The following is a 14576-nucleotide window of genomic DNA, read 5'->3' as shown; positions in this document are numbered from 1 at the left end:
CAACTATCGGGTGTGTTCGACGTACTTGCCCAGCACGTAGTCCCAACCTGTGTCGTAGCTGAGGCGGGCTCGGGCGCCGTCGTCGCGGCGCTCCCAGCCGGAGTGCACGAGCTGAACCTGTGTGCCGCCGTCGGTGGCGTTGAACGTCACCGTGACCTGTCCGGCTTCCGACGGATCCTGCCCGGGGTGCCAGCTGAAGCTCAGCGACTTCGGCGGATCCCAGTCCGACAAGGTGCCCCAGGTGGCGATCTCGCCGTCGGCGCCGTACTCGACGATGCGTCCGCCGACGGCGCCCTCCAGTCGTACCTCGTTCGCCGCCGCCGCGCCGACCGAGTGGCTGAACAGCGGCCACCACGCCGACGTCTCGGCGGTGAACGCCTCGAACGCCCGCTCGACCCCGACCGGTACCACGACGGTCTTCACCAACGGCGAGATGTCTTGTTCCACAGTCATTTCCGCTCCTCCTCGGTCCGCCGTACGTGGTCGGCGTACGCCTGCAACGTGTCGCCCCAGAACTGGTCGAGCCAGCTGCGCAGCTCGCCGAGACCCGCCTGATGGACCCGGTAGATGTTCCGGGTCCCGCGCGACTCGTGCCGCACCAGCCCGACCGCGCCGAGCACCTTCAGGTGCTGCGAGATCGCGGGGCGGCTGACGGGCACGCGCTCGGCCAGTACGCCGACCGAGCACGGCCCGCCGGTGCGCAGCGTCTCGAGGATCACCCGGCGCGTCGGGTCGCCGAGCGCGTCCAGCACCGGTCCGGCAGCTTCGAGTGATCCGTAAGTCCCCACGAACGGTAAGTTGCCACTAACGGAGCCGGGAGTCAAGCCTCAGTCGAACGGATCGAGGATCAATCCGGCCGCCTGCGGGTTCCCGTCGTGGACGAGGGCCTCGTGGTTGCCGACGTCGTCGAAGGCGAACCCGTACGCGTGGCCGTCGGCCATCTGGGAGTGGATGATCTTCGAGTACTGGTTGGTGACCGCGTCCTGGTAGAAGTTCGCGTCGTTCGGGTCCGGCTGGTTGGGGTTCGTCAGCAGGGTGGACCGGTTGTAGCCGGCGCACAGGGTCCGGGAGATCGGGCCGCGGACCTGGTCGTTCGGTGCGTCGAGCAACTTGAAGCAGCCGAACACGCTGGCCGAGTCGGGCTTCTGGAACGACGTGACGACAGCGCCGGAGCTGTTGGTGAAGTTCATGACGCCGCCGGACACGCGACCGAAGTACTTGGTGCCGGGCTGGTCGCCGAACGGCGTGACCGTCAGGGTCTCCGAGCTGTACTTCGACCAGACACGGTTGATGTAGTCGTCCATCGCGCTCGCCGGAATCGCCCCGGTCTCCACGCCGAACAGCGGGGAGAGCGCGCGGAGCACCGAGCCGTCGGGCGCCGTCTGGATCAGGCCGCCCCAACCGCCGGGGGCGTTGCGGAGGCCGTTGTAGACGGCGTTGTAGCCGCCGGACTTGAGGTGACCGGTGGTCTTCGTGGACCCGTCTGCGGCCTTCACGCTCACGGCGTACGGCGCCGAAACCATGTCGACCTGCGTGCTGTTGATCCACAGGCCGCCGTCGTTGAGCGTGTACTCCGACCAGTGGAACAGGATGTTCCGGTTGGGGTCGCTCGGGTTCTGTACGGCGGGTTGCACGAGGCCGCCCGTGGTGAGTTTGAAGACGAGCTTCTGGCCGTAGGAGAAGTACACGCGGCCGGAGAACTTCGGCATCTGGATCGTGACGGACTGCCCGTTGGCGGGTCCGGCGATCGAGGCGTCCGGCGCCGGGGTCGGCGGGTTGCCGCCGGCCGGCCAGGCGTGGAACGTGCCCGAGGCGTCGGCCCAGCCCTGCTGCCCGGTCGCCAGGTTCGTGCCCAGGTTGTAGATGTAGACCGGGTCGCCACGACCCGAGTTGTTGGTGATCGTCAGCGGAATCGTCGCCGGTACGGCCGCGTCGGCCGGCCGGTCCGGGATCGCCGACAGTACGCCGGCCACAGCCACCGCGGCCGCGACGGCACCCAGGACTCTGGTTCTGAAGCGCATTCTTCCTCCTCACGTCGCCCCCCGAGAGAGCGCTCTCATCGTTGCGTGAGAAGGACACCGACTGTCAACACCTCACTACTGTCGGCTTTCCGACAGGGAGGACGATGGTCTGCCGGACGCGCCTATTGCGGTACGCCTTCGCCGGTGAGGCCGTCGATGGATTCTCGGATCAGGTCGGCGTGGCCGGTGTGGCGGGCGTACTCCTCGATGAGGTCCACGAGGATGTAGCGCAGGCTCGGGGAGGCGCCGCCGCGGCCTTTCCAGTCGGCCAGTTGATCCACGCCGCCCGCGGTCAGAACCTCGGCGACTGCCGCGCGGGAGCGGCCGACCGCGGCCTCCCACAGAGCCGTCAACTCCTCAGGGGAATCGTCCGGCGCGCTGTGCCACTCCCAGTCGGGGTCCGCGTCCCAGTCGACGGAGTCCCACGGAGCGCCGAGTTCCTTGCCGAGCAGGCGACGGGTGAAGTATTCGTCCTCGACCAGCGCCAGGTGCTTGAGCAGTCCGCCGAGCGTCACGGTGGACGGCGGGTGCTGCTTGTTCAGGCCGGCCGCGTCCAGGCCGCCGCACTTCCAGGCGAACGTACGCCGGTTGCGCTCGAGCGCCCCCAGCAACGTGTCGGCCTCGGTCCCGGCGATCGGCGGCTCGGTGAGCTGTGCGTTGTCCATGGCAAGGACAGTAGTGCGGGTTCCGGACGATCACCTTACGGAACTGTCAGCCCGCCTGTGTCGGGGGCCAGCGTCTTGTGGTCGGCGACTCGTCCAGCGCGACGAACTCGGGTGCCGTGAGTGGTCGCACGGACGCTTCGATCGACTCCATCGCGGTCAGCTCGGACTCGGTGACATGCAGATCGCGGAGCTTGCGCGCGGTGATGAACACCCGGCGCTCGAACGACCCGACCGTCCCGTTGTAGGCCTCCACCGCCGACGTGAGCGACCGCCCGACGCGGCCGAGATGGTCGCCCATCGTGCCGAGCCGCTCGTACAGCTCCCGGCCGAGCTCGAAGACCTGTTGCGCGGACTCGGTCAACGCCGACTGGTTCCACGCGTACGCCGCGGCGCGCAACGTGGCGATCAGCGTGGTGGGCGTCGCGAGGATCACGCGGCGTTCAGCAGCGTACTCGAGCAGGGAAGGCTCGACGTCGAGCGCAGCCGACAGGAAGGACTCGCCCGGCACGAAGAGGATGACGAACTCCGGCGACGGGGACAGCCGCGTCCAGTACGCCTTCGCGGCCAACTGGTCGACATGGGTCCGCAGGTGCCGCGCATGCGCCCGCAACCGGTCCTCGCGGTACTCCGCGTCGTCGGACTCGCTCGCGTCGAGGAACGCGGCCAGCGGCACCTTCGAGTCGACGACGATATTCTTGCCCTCGGCAAGCCTCACCACGAGGTCCGGCCGCAGTACGCCGTCCTCGGCGACCGTGGTCGTCTGCTCGGTGAAGTCGCAGTGGGCAACCATTCCGGCGAGCTCGACGGTGCGACGCAGATGCAGCTCGCCCCACCGGCCGCGCACCTGCGGCTTGCGTAATGCGGTCGACAACGAGGCGGTCTCGCGACGCAACGCCTCGCCGCTCATTCGCACCTCGTTCACCTGCTGATGCAGCTGGCTCTGCCACGCCGCGCGGCCCTGCTCGAGCTGATTCAGCTGCGCGTGCAGGCGATCCAGCGCTTCCTTGACGACGGCCTGCCCGCCCATCTGCTGACCGACGCTCGTGCGCTCCTGCGTCAGCTCGACCACCCGGTCCTCCGCCGCGTCCCGCTCGGCCGTGATCCGGGCCAGCGCAGCACCGTCCCGTCCGCGCACCCACAGCACGCCGAACACAGCGCCCAGCAACAGCCCCACCACGAGGAAGAGCAGGATCAGCAACACCGTCGTACCTTGCAAGTGAGGTCACCTTCTCTGAGCGTCGATCGAGGGGCAGTCCTGACGCTACAGACAGCGACCGACAGAAGCGGTTCGGCGGCCACGAAAGCGGCCCACGCCGGTGCTGAAGACACCAGGCGCGGGCCTAGACCGAACCCCAGGAGGTTCGACCGTGAACACATCATCTCTTACCGACGACCCGGTATCACCTGACCCCGAGGACGTCATCACAGCGGAGGTATCTCGCCGCTTCCCGCCTGCCTTGCTCGATGACTTGTGGAGCCAGCCGCACAGGCTCTCCACCGCCGCTCTGGTCGAGCGGATCAGCTACCTGGAGGGTCACTCCTTCCGGTCGATCCGCGCCAGCCTGCAGTCGATCGTGGATGAGGTCGAGCTGTACAGGATCGGCCGCGACGACGGATACGAGGACGGCCACCGGGCCGGCTACAACTTGGCGGTCCGCGACATGATCCACAACCCCGACACGATCAGCACAGCACTCCTCGCGCTGCGGGACAAGGAGACGGGACAGTGAGCGCCGGGAAGGTGACCGTGACCCGGGGCGAGCTCGAGTCCGTCCGCGTGCTGATCGCTCAGGCGATCCGGCAGCTCGATGTACTGATCGCGCGCCGGGAGACGCAGCCCGTCGAGACCGACGACAAGGGCTGGCCGCTGCTCGGTGAGGGCAGCGGAGTCATCGAACTACCGGACGAGGAGAACCCGAATGGCTGAAGTGATCAGGGTCAGCATGCCGCTCGCCGAGCAACTACTGATCATCGGTGGTGCGCTTGTCGTCGGCTTCGCCGTCGGTTGGTGGACAGCCCGTCGCTAGCCGTACACCTGGGAGCACCCCCTGCCGATTCCACCGGCGGGGGGTGCTCCCCGTTCTGGGTGTCACTGTGACAGTCACACGTCACAGAGAGATGTGAGCATGAGTGCGGTCATGGTGGGGTCATGGGTGCGTCGCGGCCCCACCCCCACGGGGCCCTGCTCAGAACTCCGGCATCTCGACCCAGCCGCAGAGCTTGTCTGCGACCAGGTAGTCACCCTCCTCGTGGAAGTTCCAGTCGTCCGCGCCGGGACCCTGACCGATTGTGGATAGCCGCATCTCGACCCACTCGATCAGACGCTCGTAGGGGATCCCGGTCCGCACGTACAGCGTCACGACTGGATCGGGGTAGGGACCGTTGACGTAGGCCGCGACGTCGGGCCGCAGGCAGCGGACCTCCAGGGCCCCGTCCGCAGGCTCGGGCAGGTCGTCCACCTCGACGATCGCGACCGGCCACTGAGTAGCCATCAGTCGATCCCGAGTGGGACGCGCCCGTTGGTGCGCTTGAGGTTCAGCAGCAGCTGCTGGATCTCCTTGGCCGCGGCGATCTTGTCGCCCGCGCCGGTGACGGTCACGTTGATGTTGTAGTTCACGACCACCGTACGGCCACCGCCTGCGGAGGCGTGGACCGCCGTACGAGTGGCGGTCGGTTCGTGCGGCGTCGCGCTGGTCCTCCCAGGCGAAGACAGGGCGACCTTGGGCATCAGCCGCCTGGCGAGGGACGTGCCGTCGTTGATCGCGTTCAGAACGGCGAGGTTGCCGCGGACCTTGCTCGCCCGGACCACGAACTCACCGGTCGCCATGGCGCGCAGGTGGTTGTCGACGTTCGAGGGCGGGCCGGGGATCAGGCCGCCGGCGGAACTGCCGGGCGTGTGGCCCTGAGCGGCCGCCCGTGACTTCTGGGCCGGGGTGCCGATCGTCACGTACTTCGTGGTTATGGTCACGGTCTTGCTCTTCGGGACGCCGGCCAGGTCACCCTTGGCCTTGCGAATACCGGCCTCGAGGTTCGAGATCTCTGCCTTCAGTGTGGCCTTCTGCGTGGCGGTGAGTTTCGGGTCAGCCAGTTTGCTCTTCGCGGTCTTCAGTCTGGCCTCGAGGTCCGCGATGTTCGCCTTCAGCGTGGCCGTACGCGTGACGTTCGGGATCTTGATCAGCGACCGCGCCATCTTCTCGGCCTCGGCCTTCGAGTAGCCCATCTGGGTAGCCAGCTTGACGAACGTGGAGCGTGAGCCCTCGGCGCTCTTCGCGGCCTTGACGTTGCCGTCGCCGGCCTTCAGCATCGCGTCGCGCTGAGCAATCGCCGACGCCGCGACCTGGTCGAGGGCCTGCTTGTTGATGCGGCCCTTCTGGGTGTTGATGTCGTGGGTCTTGCCGTTCTCCTTGATGCTCGCGGTCGCGTCGTCGACGGCCTGCTGGTAGGCGATCTGGGAACCCGACAGGGTCAGCAGCAGACCGGACATCCGGTTCAGTGCGTCGATCGACCGGTTCGTGGCAGCGGTCTGCCGGTCGAACTTCGCCGCCAGGGACTCGACCGCCTTGGTGCCGCCCTGGGTGGCGGGGATTCCCGACCGGATGGAATCGATGACGCCGAACATCGACTTCTGGAACTCGCCGGTCGAGATCCCGGCCTTCCTGGTCGTGATGCCGACCTTCTCGAGTCCGGCGTTGAGCAGCACGACCGGGGCGAGGGCAGCCTTCGTGAACATGTTGAGCGAGTTCATCACGCGCGCCACTCCCGAGACGTGACCGGGGAGAACCTTGAAGGCGTCGTTGAGGCCGTTGAACGCCGAGATCCCGGTGAGCACGGTCTGGATGATGGAGCCGATGCCGGTCACGAGGTCGGCCAGTGCGTCCGGAGAGTTCTTCACGCTCTCGGCGAGATCGGTCAGGCCCTGCGCCACCGAGCTGATGGCCGTCTGCATCGCGGGACCTAGTGACCGCAGTACCGCGCCGAACGCATCGGACAGCGGCTTGACCACGGGCGCGAGCTTCCCGAACGCCTTCCCCAGTTGGTCCCCGAACGTCGACAGGGAAGGTGCCAGGGTCGCGAACGCCTTCCCCAGTTCCGGGGCGAAGGTCGCGAACGTGCGCTTCGCTACCGCCGCCATCCCGATCAGGGTCTTCTCGAACGGCGACGACAGGACCCGCATCTGCGATCCCATGTCGCCGAGCGTCTTCTTCCAGACCGACTGCACCGCCTGGGACTTCGCTGCGAAAACGGCGCCCAGGCCGACAAGACCGGCACCGAATCCTGCGACGACACCGCCGGCCACGATGGCGCCCGCTGCCGGTGCCACGGTCGCGGCTACGGCGAGGCCGGCGGCGAGGATCGCGGGCCCGATGATCGGGGTCTTCAGCACACCGCCGAGTCCGCCGCTGAACGCCTCGCCGGAAATCTGGCCGCCCTGACCGAAGATCTTCGATCCGTCGCCCTTGAACCACTTCGCCACCGACGTACCGAACCGCTTGGTCGACTTGCCACCCTCCTCGTCGATGCCGTCACCGAACGACTTCCCGAAGCTGTGACCGGCATCCTTGCCCACCGAAGCGGCGTCCGCGGCGAGCTTGGTCCGCTGCTTGCTCAGCTCCTGCTCGGCCATGGCGGCGGTGTGCCCGCTCTGCGCGGCCTTACGGCGGGCGGCCGAGAGCGCCTCTTCGGCCTGCTGGATCTGCGAGGCCTTCGCGTTGGAGTTGCTCCGGACCTCGGCAAGCTTGGTCTCGGCTACCCGGACGCGCCCCAGCGCGTCGGACTCACTGTCACGGGCCTTGGACAGTCGGGCTTCCGCGCGGGCGACGTCGTCGCTGACCTTCTGCGACCGCTTCATCGCCTGCGCGGTCTTGTCGCTCGCGGCGGCGACCTTGGCGAACGCCGACGACGCGCGGTCCCTTGCCAGGATGTCGAATGCGAGCGTGCTGTCGACCATCAGTCAGTCACCTTCGGTTCGGGCGGCGGCAGCCGGCTGAAGCGTGCACAAGGCACCGGCTGCCGCCACCGGATCACTGGGACGGCGCGTCTGCCGGGCCGGGGCGATGGACGTCGCCCTCGGCATGGGTGCCGATGAACGCCGCGGCCTGCGTCTGCTGCGCGGTCACGGTGTCGAGTGCGGCCTGTACGGCGGTCGCGAATCCTCCGACCTGCTCGTCGTACACCTCGTTGGCATCGCGGATCTCAGCCATCAGCGGGTCCTGTCGATCTCGCGCAGAAGCCCACCGACGACCGGCTCGACGACCTCGCCGACGACCTGACGGATCTCCGCCAGGCGCTCCCGGTCGGCACGCCGCGCCTCGATCTCCGGGCGGTACTTGTCGACCATGGCCCGCTTGGCTGCCTCACGGGACTCCGCGATCTGTTCGGCGCGTGTCGGCTCCTGTTCGTACCCAGCGTTGTCACGCTGCCACCTCTGGAACGCCTGCTGATTCCGGACGGCCCGCATACGGTCCTCGTGGTCCTGCCGTGCGCCCGCCAGAGCGACGAACTCAGCCGGCGTGTGCCCGTAGTTGCCGCGGTGCACCTCGAGCGCCGAGACGCCTTCCTCGGCGGCCATCCGGACCGCGAGCCGGTTGTTGTTCTCCTCCCAGACCGCACGGCGCTGCTCGATATCCGGGACGCCGTTGTGCGCGGCGTACAGCTCATCGGCGATCCGGGCAGAGTGCGCCTCCTGCTGCTCCAGCGCCTCCAGGTGGGACACCGTCCGCTGGGCCTCATCCGACAGCGGGGCGTCGCCCCAACCGCCGCGGTACATCGTTCCGCTCATCGGCGGTCTCCTTCGTCGTTGTCATCGAGCAGGGACCGCAGGTCGGCCCGCTGCTGTTCGCCGAGCTCGTCGGCACGGTCGTGAAGCTCGCCGATCAGGCGGTCGAGCTTCGTCGTTCCCCAGCGCGCCCGCGCCACCAGGCGGGCCGCCTCGGAGGCGTCTGGCGCATTCGTCATGCGCATAGTCTAACCCTCTACTTGAGGTCTAGTGTTGCGCGGCGCGCGGGACTGGCGCCGCTGCCTCTCCGAGCGCGTCAGCTGCTCGAGGTGGGCCGGGTTCACGCACAGCCGGCGACGACACCGCGGGACTACCTCCCGGCCTGGGATGAGCTCGACACCGGCCAGCAGCAACGCGAAGCGATGCGCCTGCATCAGCCGCCCATCCACCCGCAGACGGCCACAGCCGTAGGTGTCGAGCGAACCCGTCCACTCCCAGCAGCCCGTCACGGTGTCGACGACGTACTGGGATGCGAACCGCTGGGCGGCGGGGGTGCTGACGTACCGGCCGGCGGCGTCAACGGCCTTCATCTGGACCTCCGCGTGTGGGTGACTCGTGTGTGGCGAGGCATGAGTGCGGTCATAAGGCCCCTGTGGTTGCGTGTCGCCCCCACCCCCGGCCTGGTCATGACGCCTCGCCGTGCTGGGCGTGGGAACAACCAGTGGGCTCGTAGCCTGGGGATCGTGACCGACCACTACCGATATGAGCCGAGCGTCTGGGTGCGTTCCATCGTCGAAGACGATCTCCTGGTGCGACTCGCCACGGAACTGACGAGGCCGTGTCCGCATCTGACCGATCCCGAGCACCAGCGCTACGCCTATGCGCTGTGGGCGCCTGACCTGTTGCTCTGCGCCGACTGCATCGGGCCTGTGATGGACGCGCCGGCGGGGATGTGCGATCGGTGCGGTGAGGCGCAGGCGGCCCATCAGAACGACTACATCCCGACGACGGATGGCGAAGGCTGGGTCCTGCTGTTCCGGCTGTGCGAGGACTGTCAGCGCAGAGAGATGAGTCAATAGCCACAGCGTCCCCTGGTCCGCTCATGATGCCTCCCGAGCCCTGGCCAGGCACGTGTCGCAGTACAGGGAGTTGGGGTTGCCATGTGGCCGATGGCATGCCGCGCAGTCGACTGATCGCGCTTCCGTTGATGGCGTCTGTAGGTCTGTATGTCTGTCTGTCTGCGTTGGTCGTACGTTGGGTTGGTCGTTGGTAGCAACGTTGGGACCGTTGTTGGTAGCAACGTCACGCTCATCCTTGGCACGCTTCCGGCGCTGTCTCTCGCGCTCGGTGTCACGGTGCTTGAGCTGTGTTGCCAGCGATGATCGGAACACGTCACCGTGGTGCTCGACCACGTACGCGTCGCCCTCGTCACGCCAGAAGCCGTGGGCGACCAGATCCTTCGCTGCCTGCTCCCAGTCGGCCGACCCGGCGAACCTGCGCAGGAGATGCTTGGCTATCCGCATCTCCATCTCCTCGAGCCGATACAGGTAGTGCAGCGCCTCTGTGTGCGTGCGGACCGCGGCGTCGGACAGTCCGAAGTCCGCGCACTGGTCGAAGAACTCCACGCCGTACTTCGCCCACGTCATGGCTTCGCCCGCTCGCGGTAGATGGCGTGCTGGGCCTCGCAGAGGTGCAGAGATCGGCGGCCTGCTGCAGGTTGATCACCCAGCCGCGGCCAGATCGCGACCACTTCGCTTGTGGTGCCACCTCCTGCACCAGGCTGTCGTGCCCCTGCCCCGTGACGAGGGCGAGGCCGGCCGCCTCATTGCGGGTGACCCACACGATCGCGCGGCTCATGACACCTCCCGCAAGACCGATGTGATCTCGTCGGTGAATGCCTCAGTGCCGGCGAGCAGCTCGGCGTGCACCCGGCAGGCCGCGATCGCCTCCAGGAGACGCTGTGTACGTGCCTGGATCTCTTCAGGGGTGGCGCTGCCTACGAAGTCCCCCGGACGCGGCAGAGCTGCCTCCAGGGCTGCAGCGCGGCGATCCCAGAACGACGCCAGGGCCTGCGCGAGAGCATCCTGCAGCACCCGGCGCCGATGGTGCTCCGCGTCCACGATGTACGAGGACTGTCGGCGCGGTCGGGTACCTTGGCCGTAACGATCTTCTTCGCGGCGGATCGCAGGCGCCCCGGTTTCGCGACCGGGGCGTTCTCTTGTCTCAGGCGGCATCGTTCGCACCGCCGTACGATCCGGCGCTGGGTCGCAGGAGTTGAGCTAGCCGATCGCGCTGGCCGGGCGTGAGTGGCGGTGCGGAGTCAACCAGCTTCTGGATGTACTCCGCGGCCTTTGCTGCGCGGAGGTGTCGACGCGCAGCGGCGTACTCGGGATCATCAGAGGACCTGTCGCGGGACAGGCCGGCGACACGGCCACGGATGGATGCAACTTCGGGAGATGGGCGTCCGGCCATCGGGGGTGCACTCCTCAGCCCTCAATGCGCGTCGCACAGGCATGCGTACGCGAATTGGCCGAGCGGAGTGCCGTGAGTCAGCGGCTCATCGACCGGACGGCGGCTCCAGCGGGTGGAGTGCCGAGGGGTGAGGGCCTCCGGCTCATCAGCGGGTCTTCAGGCCTGTCGGCGGGTCCATCGGTTGGAGTGCCGAGAGAGGGCCTCCGGGTCCGCGAGCGGAGTGGTGGGTCCCTGATACTTGCTTCAAGCAGCTTACCGCACACGTTGACCAGTCAGCGACTCACGCGCTCCTGCGAGTCGTCGGCCTTCTGGAACTGCACTCTCTCGTGTACGGGCTGACGGAGGTAGTCAGCAGGGCCAAGCACGAGCGTTCCGAGGACATCCGGCGAGAACAGCATGCGCACAATCTCGCGCTTTGCGGCGATCGTCGTGTCAGGGTTTTCCCAGCGGGCGCGCACGTCCTCGTCTGGGCGCAGGAACTCCTGTAGTACAACGGGAATCCGGAGGCCCTGCTCGGACTTGCGCAACTGCTCCAGCTCGGTCAGCCACTCCTGCTCTGCTGCGCCGGCCAGTCGCGGTGAGATCTCGCGGGCCTTGAGCGAGCGCTCGAGATCCTGTAATTCGTGCTCGACCTCGGCGATGCGGCCGCGCACCTTCGTCAGTTCCTCCGTGCGCTGCGGTGGTAGCAGAGCGGTGTAGTTGTCCGGCCTGCCGAGGTACGCGAAGACGAGCTCGGTGACGTACGTGTCCATCTCCGCCCGGTCAACGGAGACGTGCCCGTATCGGCAGGCGTACTTCGGCGTGCTCTGCGGTTTACGGCCCTTCGCCGCAACGATCGGGGCCGGGCACTTGCCGCACCTGCCGATCATCGAGACGAGGTGGGTTGCCTTGCCGCCGCGTGTGGTGCGCCGCTCCGGGGCGTCGAGGAGCGCCTGCACCTTCCAGAACTGCTCCTTGCTGACGATGCCGGGCCAGGTCGCTTCCACCAGGAGATCCGGCTTCAGGACCCTCCGGCTACCCTCCCGACCTTGGGTGTGGACGCGAAGCCCGGCGTACGCGTGGGTCTTCGCGAGCGCGCGCAGGTGCTCAGGCTGGAACGGCCGACCTGACTTGTTGAGCCAGCCCTTCGCCTCGAAGCGCCGCGCGATCTCCTTCAGGGGGACCAACTGCAGCAGCAAGTCGAAGAGCGCAACGAAGATCATGGAGCGGTCGGGATCGATGACCTGAGCAACCAGATCGCCGGTTTGTGGGTCGTACTGACGCAGGTATCCGTCATTGCAGATCCCGTGAGGACGTCCGGCCCTGGCGTTGGCCGCGGTTGTTCGGCGCGCGCGCTTGCTGGTCTTGCGTGACTCGACCTCGGACGCCTGCCCCATGCTGATGAGCGCCGACCAGTCGTGATCGTTGCGCGGGTCGAGGATCCGGTCCTCTGACGTGATGTAGAACTGCACGCCGGCCCGCTCGCAGAGCTTGATCAGCCGGACCCACTCCTCCATCTCGCGGCTGCCGCGCGAGCCTTCCCACAGGATCAGATACCGGGCGCCGAACTTCCCGGTTTCAAGGTCGCCGACGAGTTTTCCGAAGTCCTCGCGGATCTTCCGGGCGTACCTGGATGCCGACTTGTCGTTGTCGGCGTAGGGGTCGCCCAGTGTCCAGCCGCGCTCATCCGCGGCGGTCTGGTTGTCGTCGTGCTGCTCGTCGACGGAGCGACGCCGGCCGCTCTTGTCCTTGCTGACCCGCAGGTACTCGCGAGCGAGCTCGGTGTTGACTTCCATGGCAGGAAGGTAACACTATTAGCGAGTTAGCAACACCGTCGTACCGGTCATGTCACAGATAGTGCCGAACCCCACCGACAGTTTCCGGCAGATCGCGCGAGAGTTCCGGGAAAGTGCGGGAAGAAGTCCGATTCGGTTCCGGATCGCAGCCGTCAGCGCGCGGCGGCCTCGATCACGAACGTAGGACTCGCGGTGGCGACGGTGTCCACGAGCTCGAGGCCGGCGGCGGCGAGCAGCGTGCGGTACTCGTCCGTCGTACGCTCCCGTCCGCCGGTCATGATCAGCATGTTGAGGTCGGAGAACGCCGTACGCACCGGATCGGGCGACAGATCGAGCAACTGCTCCACGAGCAGTACGCGACCGCCCGGGCGCAGTGCCTGGCGGCAGTTCCGGAGGATCGCGATCGACTCGGCGTCCGCCCAGTCGTGGATCACCGACTTCAGCACCAGCGCGTCACCGCCCGGGACGCTGTCGAAGAAGTCGCCTCCGACCACCTGAAACCGATCGGCGGAAGCGCCCGCCACCACGTCGGTCTGGTCGAAGAGCACGCCCTTGACCGTCGGGTAGCGCTCGAGGATCCCGAGCAGCAACCGTCCGTGCCCGCCCCCGACGTCCACCACGGTGCCGTAGCGGCTGAAGTCGTACGCCGCGACCACAGCGCTGGATACCGCATCAGCCATCGACGTCATGGCCGCGTCGAACGCGTCCTGTTCATCGGGATGCCTGGCGCGGTACTCCCACACCGGTTCGCCGTGCAGGATCGAGAACGCCGTGTCACCGGTGCGGATGCTCTGCTCCAGGGCGGCGTACGTCTGCCAGTACGACCCCGTGCCGATGAAGCGCGCCCAGCCGGCGGCCGAGCGCGGCGCATCGGCCCGCAAGGCCGCGCCGAGCTCGGTGTTCGCGAAGGTCCCGCCGTCGGCTGTGTAGAGGCCCAAGGCTGTGAGTGCCCGCATCAGCCGGGCCAGCGCTCGTGTATCGGTCCCGCTCGCCGCGGCGAGCTCGTCCAAGGACATCGGACCGGTGGCCAGTACGTCGCTGATCCGCAGGCGAGCGGCGACGGAGATCGCCTGCGACACCTGGTACCCGCCGATCAGACGGAACAATTCCCGGGAAGCATCCATGGCTCAGTGTGCGTCCCGGAGCGCCCGGCGTCAGCAGTTCATCGCGGGGAAGGTGTAGCCCTGGGCCTTCAGGAGCGGGAGGATCTTGTCGAGCGCGGCGACGGTCTGGGCCCGGTTGCCGCCGCCGTCGTGCATCAGGATGATGTTGTGGTTGTGCGCGTGGGTGAGGACGTTGTGCACGATCGCGTTCGTTCCCGGGCGGGCCCAGTCGCGCGGGTCGACGTCCCACAGCACCTGGACCATGCCGGCCGCCTTGATGTCGGCGCGAACCTTCGGGTTCGAGGCGCCGTACGGCGGGCGGAAGCAGGTCGAGTCGGGTCCGTCGAAGATCTCGTGGTGCCGCTTCGCCGGTGAGATCGCCGTCAGCTGCGGGTGCGTGATCGAGTGGCTGCCGATCGTGTGGCCGGCGGCAAGCACCTGCTCGCGGAGCCCGGGGTGCGCGGTCTGCATCGATCCGAGCTCGAAGAACGTCGCGTGCGCGCCGTACTTCTTCAGGACCTGCAGGACCTTCGGCGTCCAGTACGGGTCCGGCCCGTCGTCGAAGCTGAGGAACAGGACCTTTTTGTTGCCGGAGGCAAGTGCTGCGGTCGGGTTCGGGGCCGGTTTGCGCGGTGTCGACGGCGGTGCGTTCAGCGTCGGTGTCTCGGTGGGCGTCGGGCTCGGTGTCGTGGTTTGCGTGGTGGCGGCGGCCGGTCGTGGTTGCCGTTCGTGCCCGAGCGCCAGGACCAGCAACGAACCGGCGACGACGGCCAGGGCCACCCCGGTCGCGACGAACGCGGCGAACTTTCGGGACATGACTTTCC

General features: G+C 67.7%; 19 protein-coding genes. 3 read left to right on the top strand and 16 right to left on the bottom strand.

Annotated features, from left to right (window positions below):
* Positions 1 to 3 precede the first annotated feature (3 nt).
* From EV137_RS26515 to EV137_RS26495, 5 genes are all read right to left on the bottom strand, one after another.
* Positions 4 to 453, bottom strand: coding sequence for an SRPBCC domain-containing protein (locus tag EV137_RS26515; RefSeq protein WP_134131212.1), 450 nt, complete (start codon positions 451 to 453; stop codon positions 4 to 6).
* Entirely contained in the window at positions 450 to 788 is a 339-nt protein-coding gene (locus EV137_RS26510) for an ArsR/SmtB family transcription factor (RefSeq protein WP_202871160.1), read from the bottom strand. The genes EV137_RS26515 and EV137_RS26510 overlap by 4 nt, the downstream gene beginning before the upstream one ends.
* Positions 789 to 827: 39 nt before the next feature.
* On the bottom strand, positions 828 to 2021 hold the full coding sequence (locus tag EV137_RS26505) for a glycoside hydrolase family 64 protein (RefSeq protein ID WP_134131210.1): 1194 nt from the start codon (positions 2019 to 2021) through the stop codon (positions 828 to 830).
* A 122-nt stretch (positions 2022 to 2143) separates the two neighbouring features.
* Entirely contained in the window at positions 2144 to 2686 is a 543-nt protein-coding gene (locus EV137_RS26500; RefSeq protein WP_134131209.1) for a DinB family protein, read from the bottom strand.
* Between the two features lie 46 nt (positions 2687 to 2732).
* A complete protein-coding gene (locus EV137_RS26495) occupies positions 2733 to 3902 on the bottom strand; it encodes a DNA recombination protein RmuC (RefSeq protein WP_134131208.1) in 1170 nt (389 codons plus the stop codon).
* Positions 3903 to 4053: 151 nt separating this feature from the next.
* On the opposite strand from EV137_RS26495, the gene EV137_RS26490 reads away from it, so the two are divergent.
* Positions 4054 to 4416 carry a hypothetical protein gene (locus EV137_RS26490; RefSeq protein WP_134131207.1) on the top strand — a complete coding sequence of 121 codons (363 nt, stop codon included), beginning with the start codon at positions 4054 to 4056 and terminating at the stop codon, positions 4414 to 4416.
* The gene (locus EV137_RS26485; protein WP_134131206.1) at positions 4413 to 4613 is read left to right on the top strand and encodes a hypothetical protein; all 201 of its coding nucleotides are present in this window, start codon (positions 4413 to 4415) and stop codon (positions 4611 to 4613) included. The genes EV137_RS26490 and EV137_RS26485 overlap by 4 nt, the downstream gene beginning before the upstream one ends.
* A gap of 259 nt (positions 4614 to 4872) precedes the next feature.
* Here EV137_RS26485 and EV137_RS26480 read toward each other — a convergent pair whose 3' ends face one another.
* From EV137_RS26480 to EV137_RS26455, 6 genes are all read right to left on the bottom strand, one after another.
* Positions 4873 to 5178, bottom strand: coding sequence for a hypothetical protein (locus tag EV137_RS26480; protein WP_134131205.1), 306 nt, complete (start codon positions 5176 to 5178; stop codon positions 4873 to 4875).
* Positions 5178 to 7634: a hypothetical protein gene (locus EV137_RS26475; RefSeq protein WP_134131204.1), complete on the bottom strand. Its 2457-nt coding sequence runs from the start codon at positions 7632 to 7634 to the stop codon at positions 5178 to 5180. The genes EV137_RS26480 and EV137_RS26475 overlap by 1 nt, the downstream gene beginning before the upstream one ends.
* 73 nt (positions 7635 to 7707) lie before the next feature.
* The gene (locus EV137_RS26470) at positions 7708 to 7887 is read right to left on the bottom strand and encodes a hypothetical protein (RefSeq protein ID WP_134131203.1); all 180 of its coding nucleotides are present in this window, start codon (positions 7885 to 7887) and stop codon (positions 7708 to 7710) included.
* Positions 7887 to 8465 (bottom strand): hypothetical protein, encoded by a 579-nt coding sequence (locus EV137_RS26465; protein ID WP_134131202.1) that lies wholly within the window; start codon positions 8463 to 8465, stop codon positions 7887 to 7889. Before EV137_RS26465 ends, EV137_RS26470 begins: the two co-directional genes overlap by 1 nt.
* Entirely contained in the window at positions 8462 to 8641 is a 180-nt protein-coding gene (locus tag EV137_RS26460; protein ID WP_134131201.1) for a hypothetical protein, read from the bottom strand. The genes EV137_RS26465 and EV137_RS26460 overlap by 4 nt, the downstream gene beginning before the upstream one ends.
* Before the next feature lie 9 nt (positions 8642 to 8650).
* Positions 8651 to 8992 carry a hypothetical protein gene (locus EV137_RS26455; RefSeq protein ID WP_134131200.1) on the bottom strand — a complete coding sequence of 114 codons (342 nt, stop codon included), beginning with the start codon at positions 8990 to 8992 and terminating at the stop codon, positions 8651 to 8653.
* Positions 8993 to 9145: 153 nt separating this feature from the next.
* Between EV137_RS26455 and EV137_RS26450 the strand changes: the two genes are divergently transcribed.
* Positions 9146 to 9481, top strand: a complete 336-nt coding sequence (locus EV137_RS26450) for a hypothetical protein (protein ID WP_134131199.1) — start codon at positions 9146 to 9148, stop codon at positions 9479 to 9481.
* A gap of 21 nt (positions 9482 to 9502) precedes the next feature.
* On the opposite strand, the gene EV137_RS26445 is transcribed toward EV137_RS26450, so the two are convergent.
* The 5 genes from EV137_RS26445 to EV137_RS26420 all read right to left on the bottom strand — a co-directional run bounded on the left by EV137_RS26445 (position 9503) and on the right by EV137_RS26420 (position 14568).
* On the bottom strand, positions 9503 to 10027 hold the full coding sequence (locus EV137_RS26445) for a hypothetical protein (RefSeq protein ID WP_166680023.1): 525 nt from the start codon (positions 10025 to 10027) through the stop codon (positions 9503 to 9505).
* A 228-nt stretch (positions 10028 to 10255) separates the two neighbouring features.
* Positions 10256 to 10495, bottom strand: a complete 240-nt coding sequence (locus EV137_RS26440) for a hypothetical protein (RefSeq protein ID WP_238175565.1) — start codon at positions 10493 to 10495, stop codon at positions 10256 to 10258.
* Positions 10496 to 11146: 651 nt separating this feature from the next.
* Positions 11147 to 12649: a recombinase family protein gene (locus tag EV137_RS26430; protein ID WP_134131195.1), complete on the bottom strand. Its 1503-nt coding sequence runs from the start codon at positions 12647 to 12649 to the stop codon at positions 11147 to 11149.
* A 152-nt stretch (positions 12650 to 12801) separates the two neighbouring features.
* A complete protein-coding gene (locus tag EV137_RS26425; protein WP_134006721.1) occupies positions 12802 to 13773 on the bottom strand; it encodes a methyltransferase in 972 nt (323 codons plus the stop codon).
* Between the two features lie 30 nt (positions 13774 to 13803).
* Positions 13804 to 14568, bottom strand: coding sequence for a polysaccharide deacetylase family protein (locus tag EV137_RS26420; protein WP_134006723.1), 765 nt, complete (start codon positions 14566 to 14568; stop codon positions 13804 to 13806).
* Between the last annotated feature and the right edge of the window lie 8 nt (positions 14569 to 14576).

Origin of the sequence: Kribbella pratensis, assembly GCF_004366075.1 — a bacterium.
Taxonomy (GTDB): domain Bacteria; phylum Actinomycetota; class Actinomycetes; order Propionibacteriales; family Kribbellaceae; genus Kribbella; species Kribbella pratensis.
The sequence above is the reverse complement of the archived record's forward strand: the minus strand, read 5'-3'. Positions and strand labels throughout refer to the sequence as shown.

What these genes read in the sequence shown, in the direction of transcription:
- EV137_RS26515 (WP_134131212.1), bottom strand. Translation starts at nt 453, where the DNA reads ATGACTGTGGAACAAGACATCTCGCCGTTGGTGAAGACCGTCGTGGTA.
- EV137_RS26505 (WP_134131210.1), bottom strand. Translation starts at nt 2,021, where the DNA reads ATGCGCTTCAGAACCAGAGTCCTGGGTGCCGTCGCGGCCGCGGTGGCT.
- EV137_RS26500 (WP_134131209.1), bottom strand. Translation starts at nt 2,686, where the DNA reads ATGGACAACGCACAGCTCACCGAGCCGCCGATCGCCGGGACCGAGGCC.
- EV137_RS26480 (WP_134131205.1), bottom strand. Translation starts at nt 5,178, where the DNA reads ATGGCTACTCAGTGGCCGGTCGCGATCGTCGAGGTGGACGACCTGCCC.
- EV137_RS26475 (WP_134131204.1), bottom strand. Translation starts at nt 7,634, where the DNA reads ATGGTCGACAGCACGCTCGCATTCGACATCCTGGCAAGGGACCGCGCG.
- EV137_RS26470 (WP_134131203.1), bottom strand. Translation starts at nt 7,887, where the DNA reads ATGGCTGAGATCCGCGATGCCAACGAGGTGTACGACGAGCAGGTCGGA.
- EV137_RS26465 (WP_134131202.1), bottom strand. Translation starts at nt 8,465, where the DNA reads ATGAGCGGAACGATGTACCGCGGCGGTTGGGGCGACGCCCCGCTGTCG.
- EV137_RS26460 (WP_134131201.1), bottom strand. Translation starts at nt 8,641, where the DNA reads ATGACGAATGCGCCAGACGCCTCCGAGGCGGCCCGCCTGGTGGCGCGG.
- EV137_RS26455 (WP_134131200.1), bottom strand. Translation starts at nt 8,992, where the DNA reads ATGAAGGCCGTTGACGCCGCCGGCCGGTACGTCAGCACCCCCGCCGCC.
- EV137_RS26430 (WP_134131195.1), bottom strand. Translation starts at nt 12,649, where the DNA reads ATGGAAGTCAACACCGAGCTCGCTCGCGAGTACCTGCGGGTCAGCAAG.
- EV137_RS26425 (WP_134006721.1), bottom strand. Translation starts at nt 13,773, where the DNA reads ATGGATGCTTCCCGGGAATTGTTCCGTCTGATCGGCGGGTACCAGGTG.
- EV137_RS26420 (WP_134006723.1), bottom strand. Translation starts at nt 14,568, where the DNA reads ATGTCCCGAAAGTTCGCCGCGTTCGTCGCGACCGGGGTGGCCCTGGCC.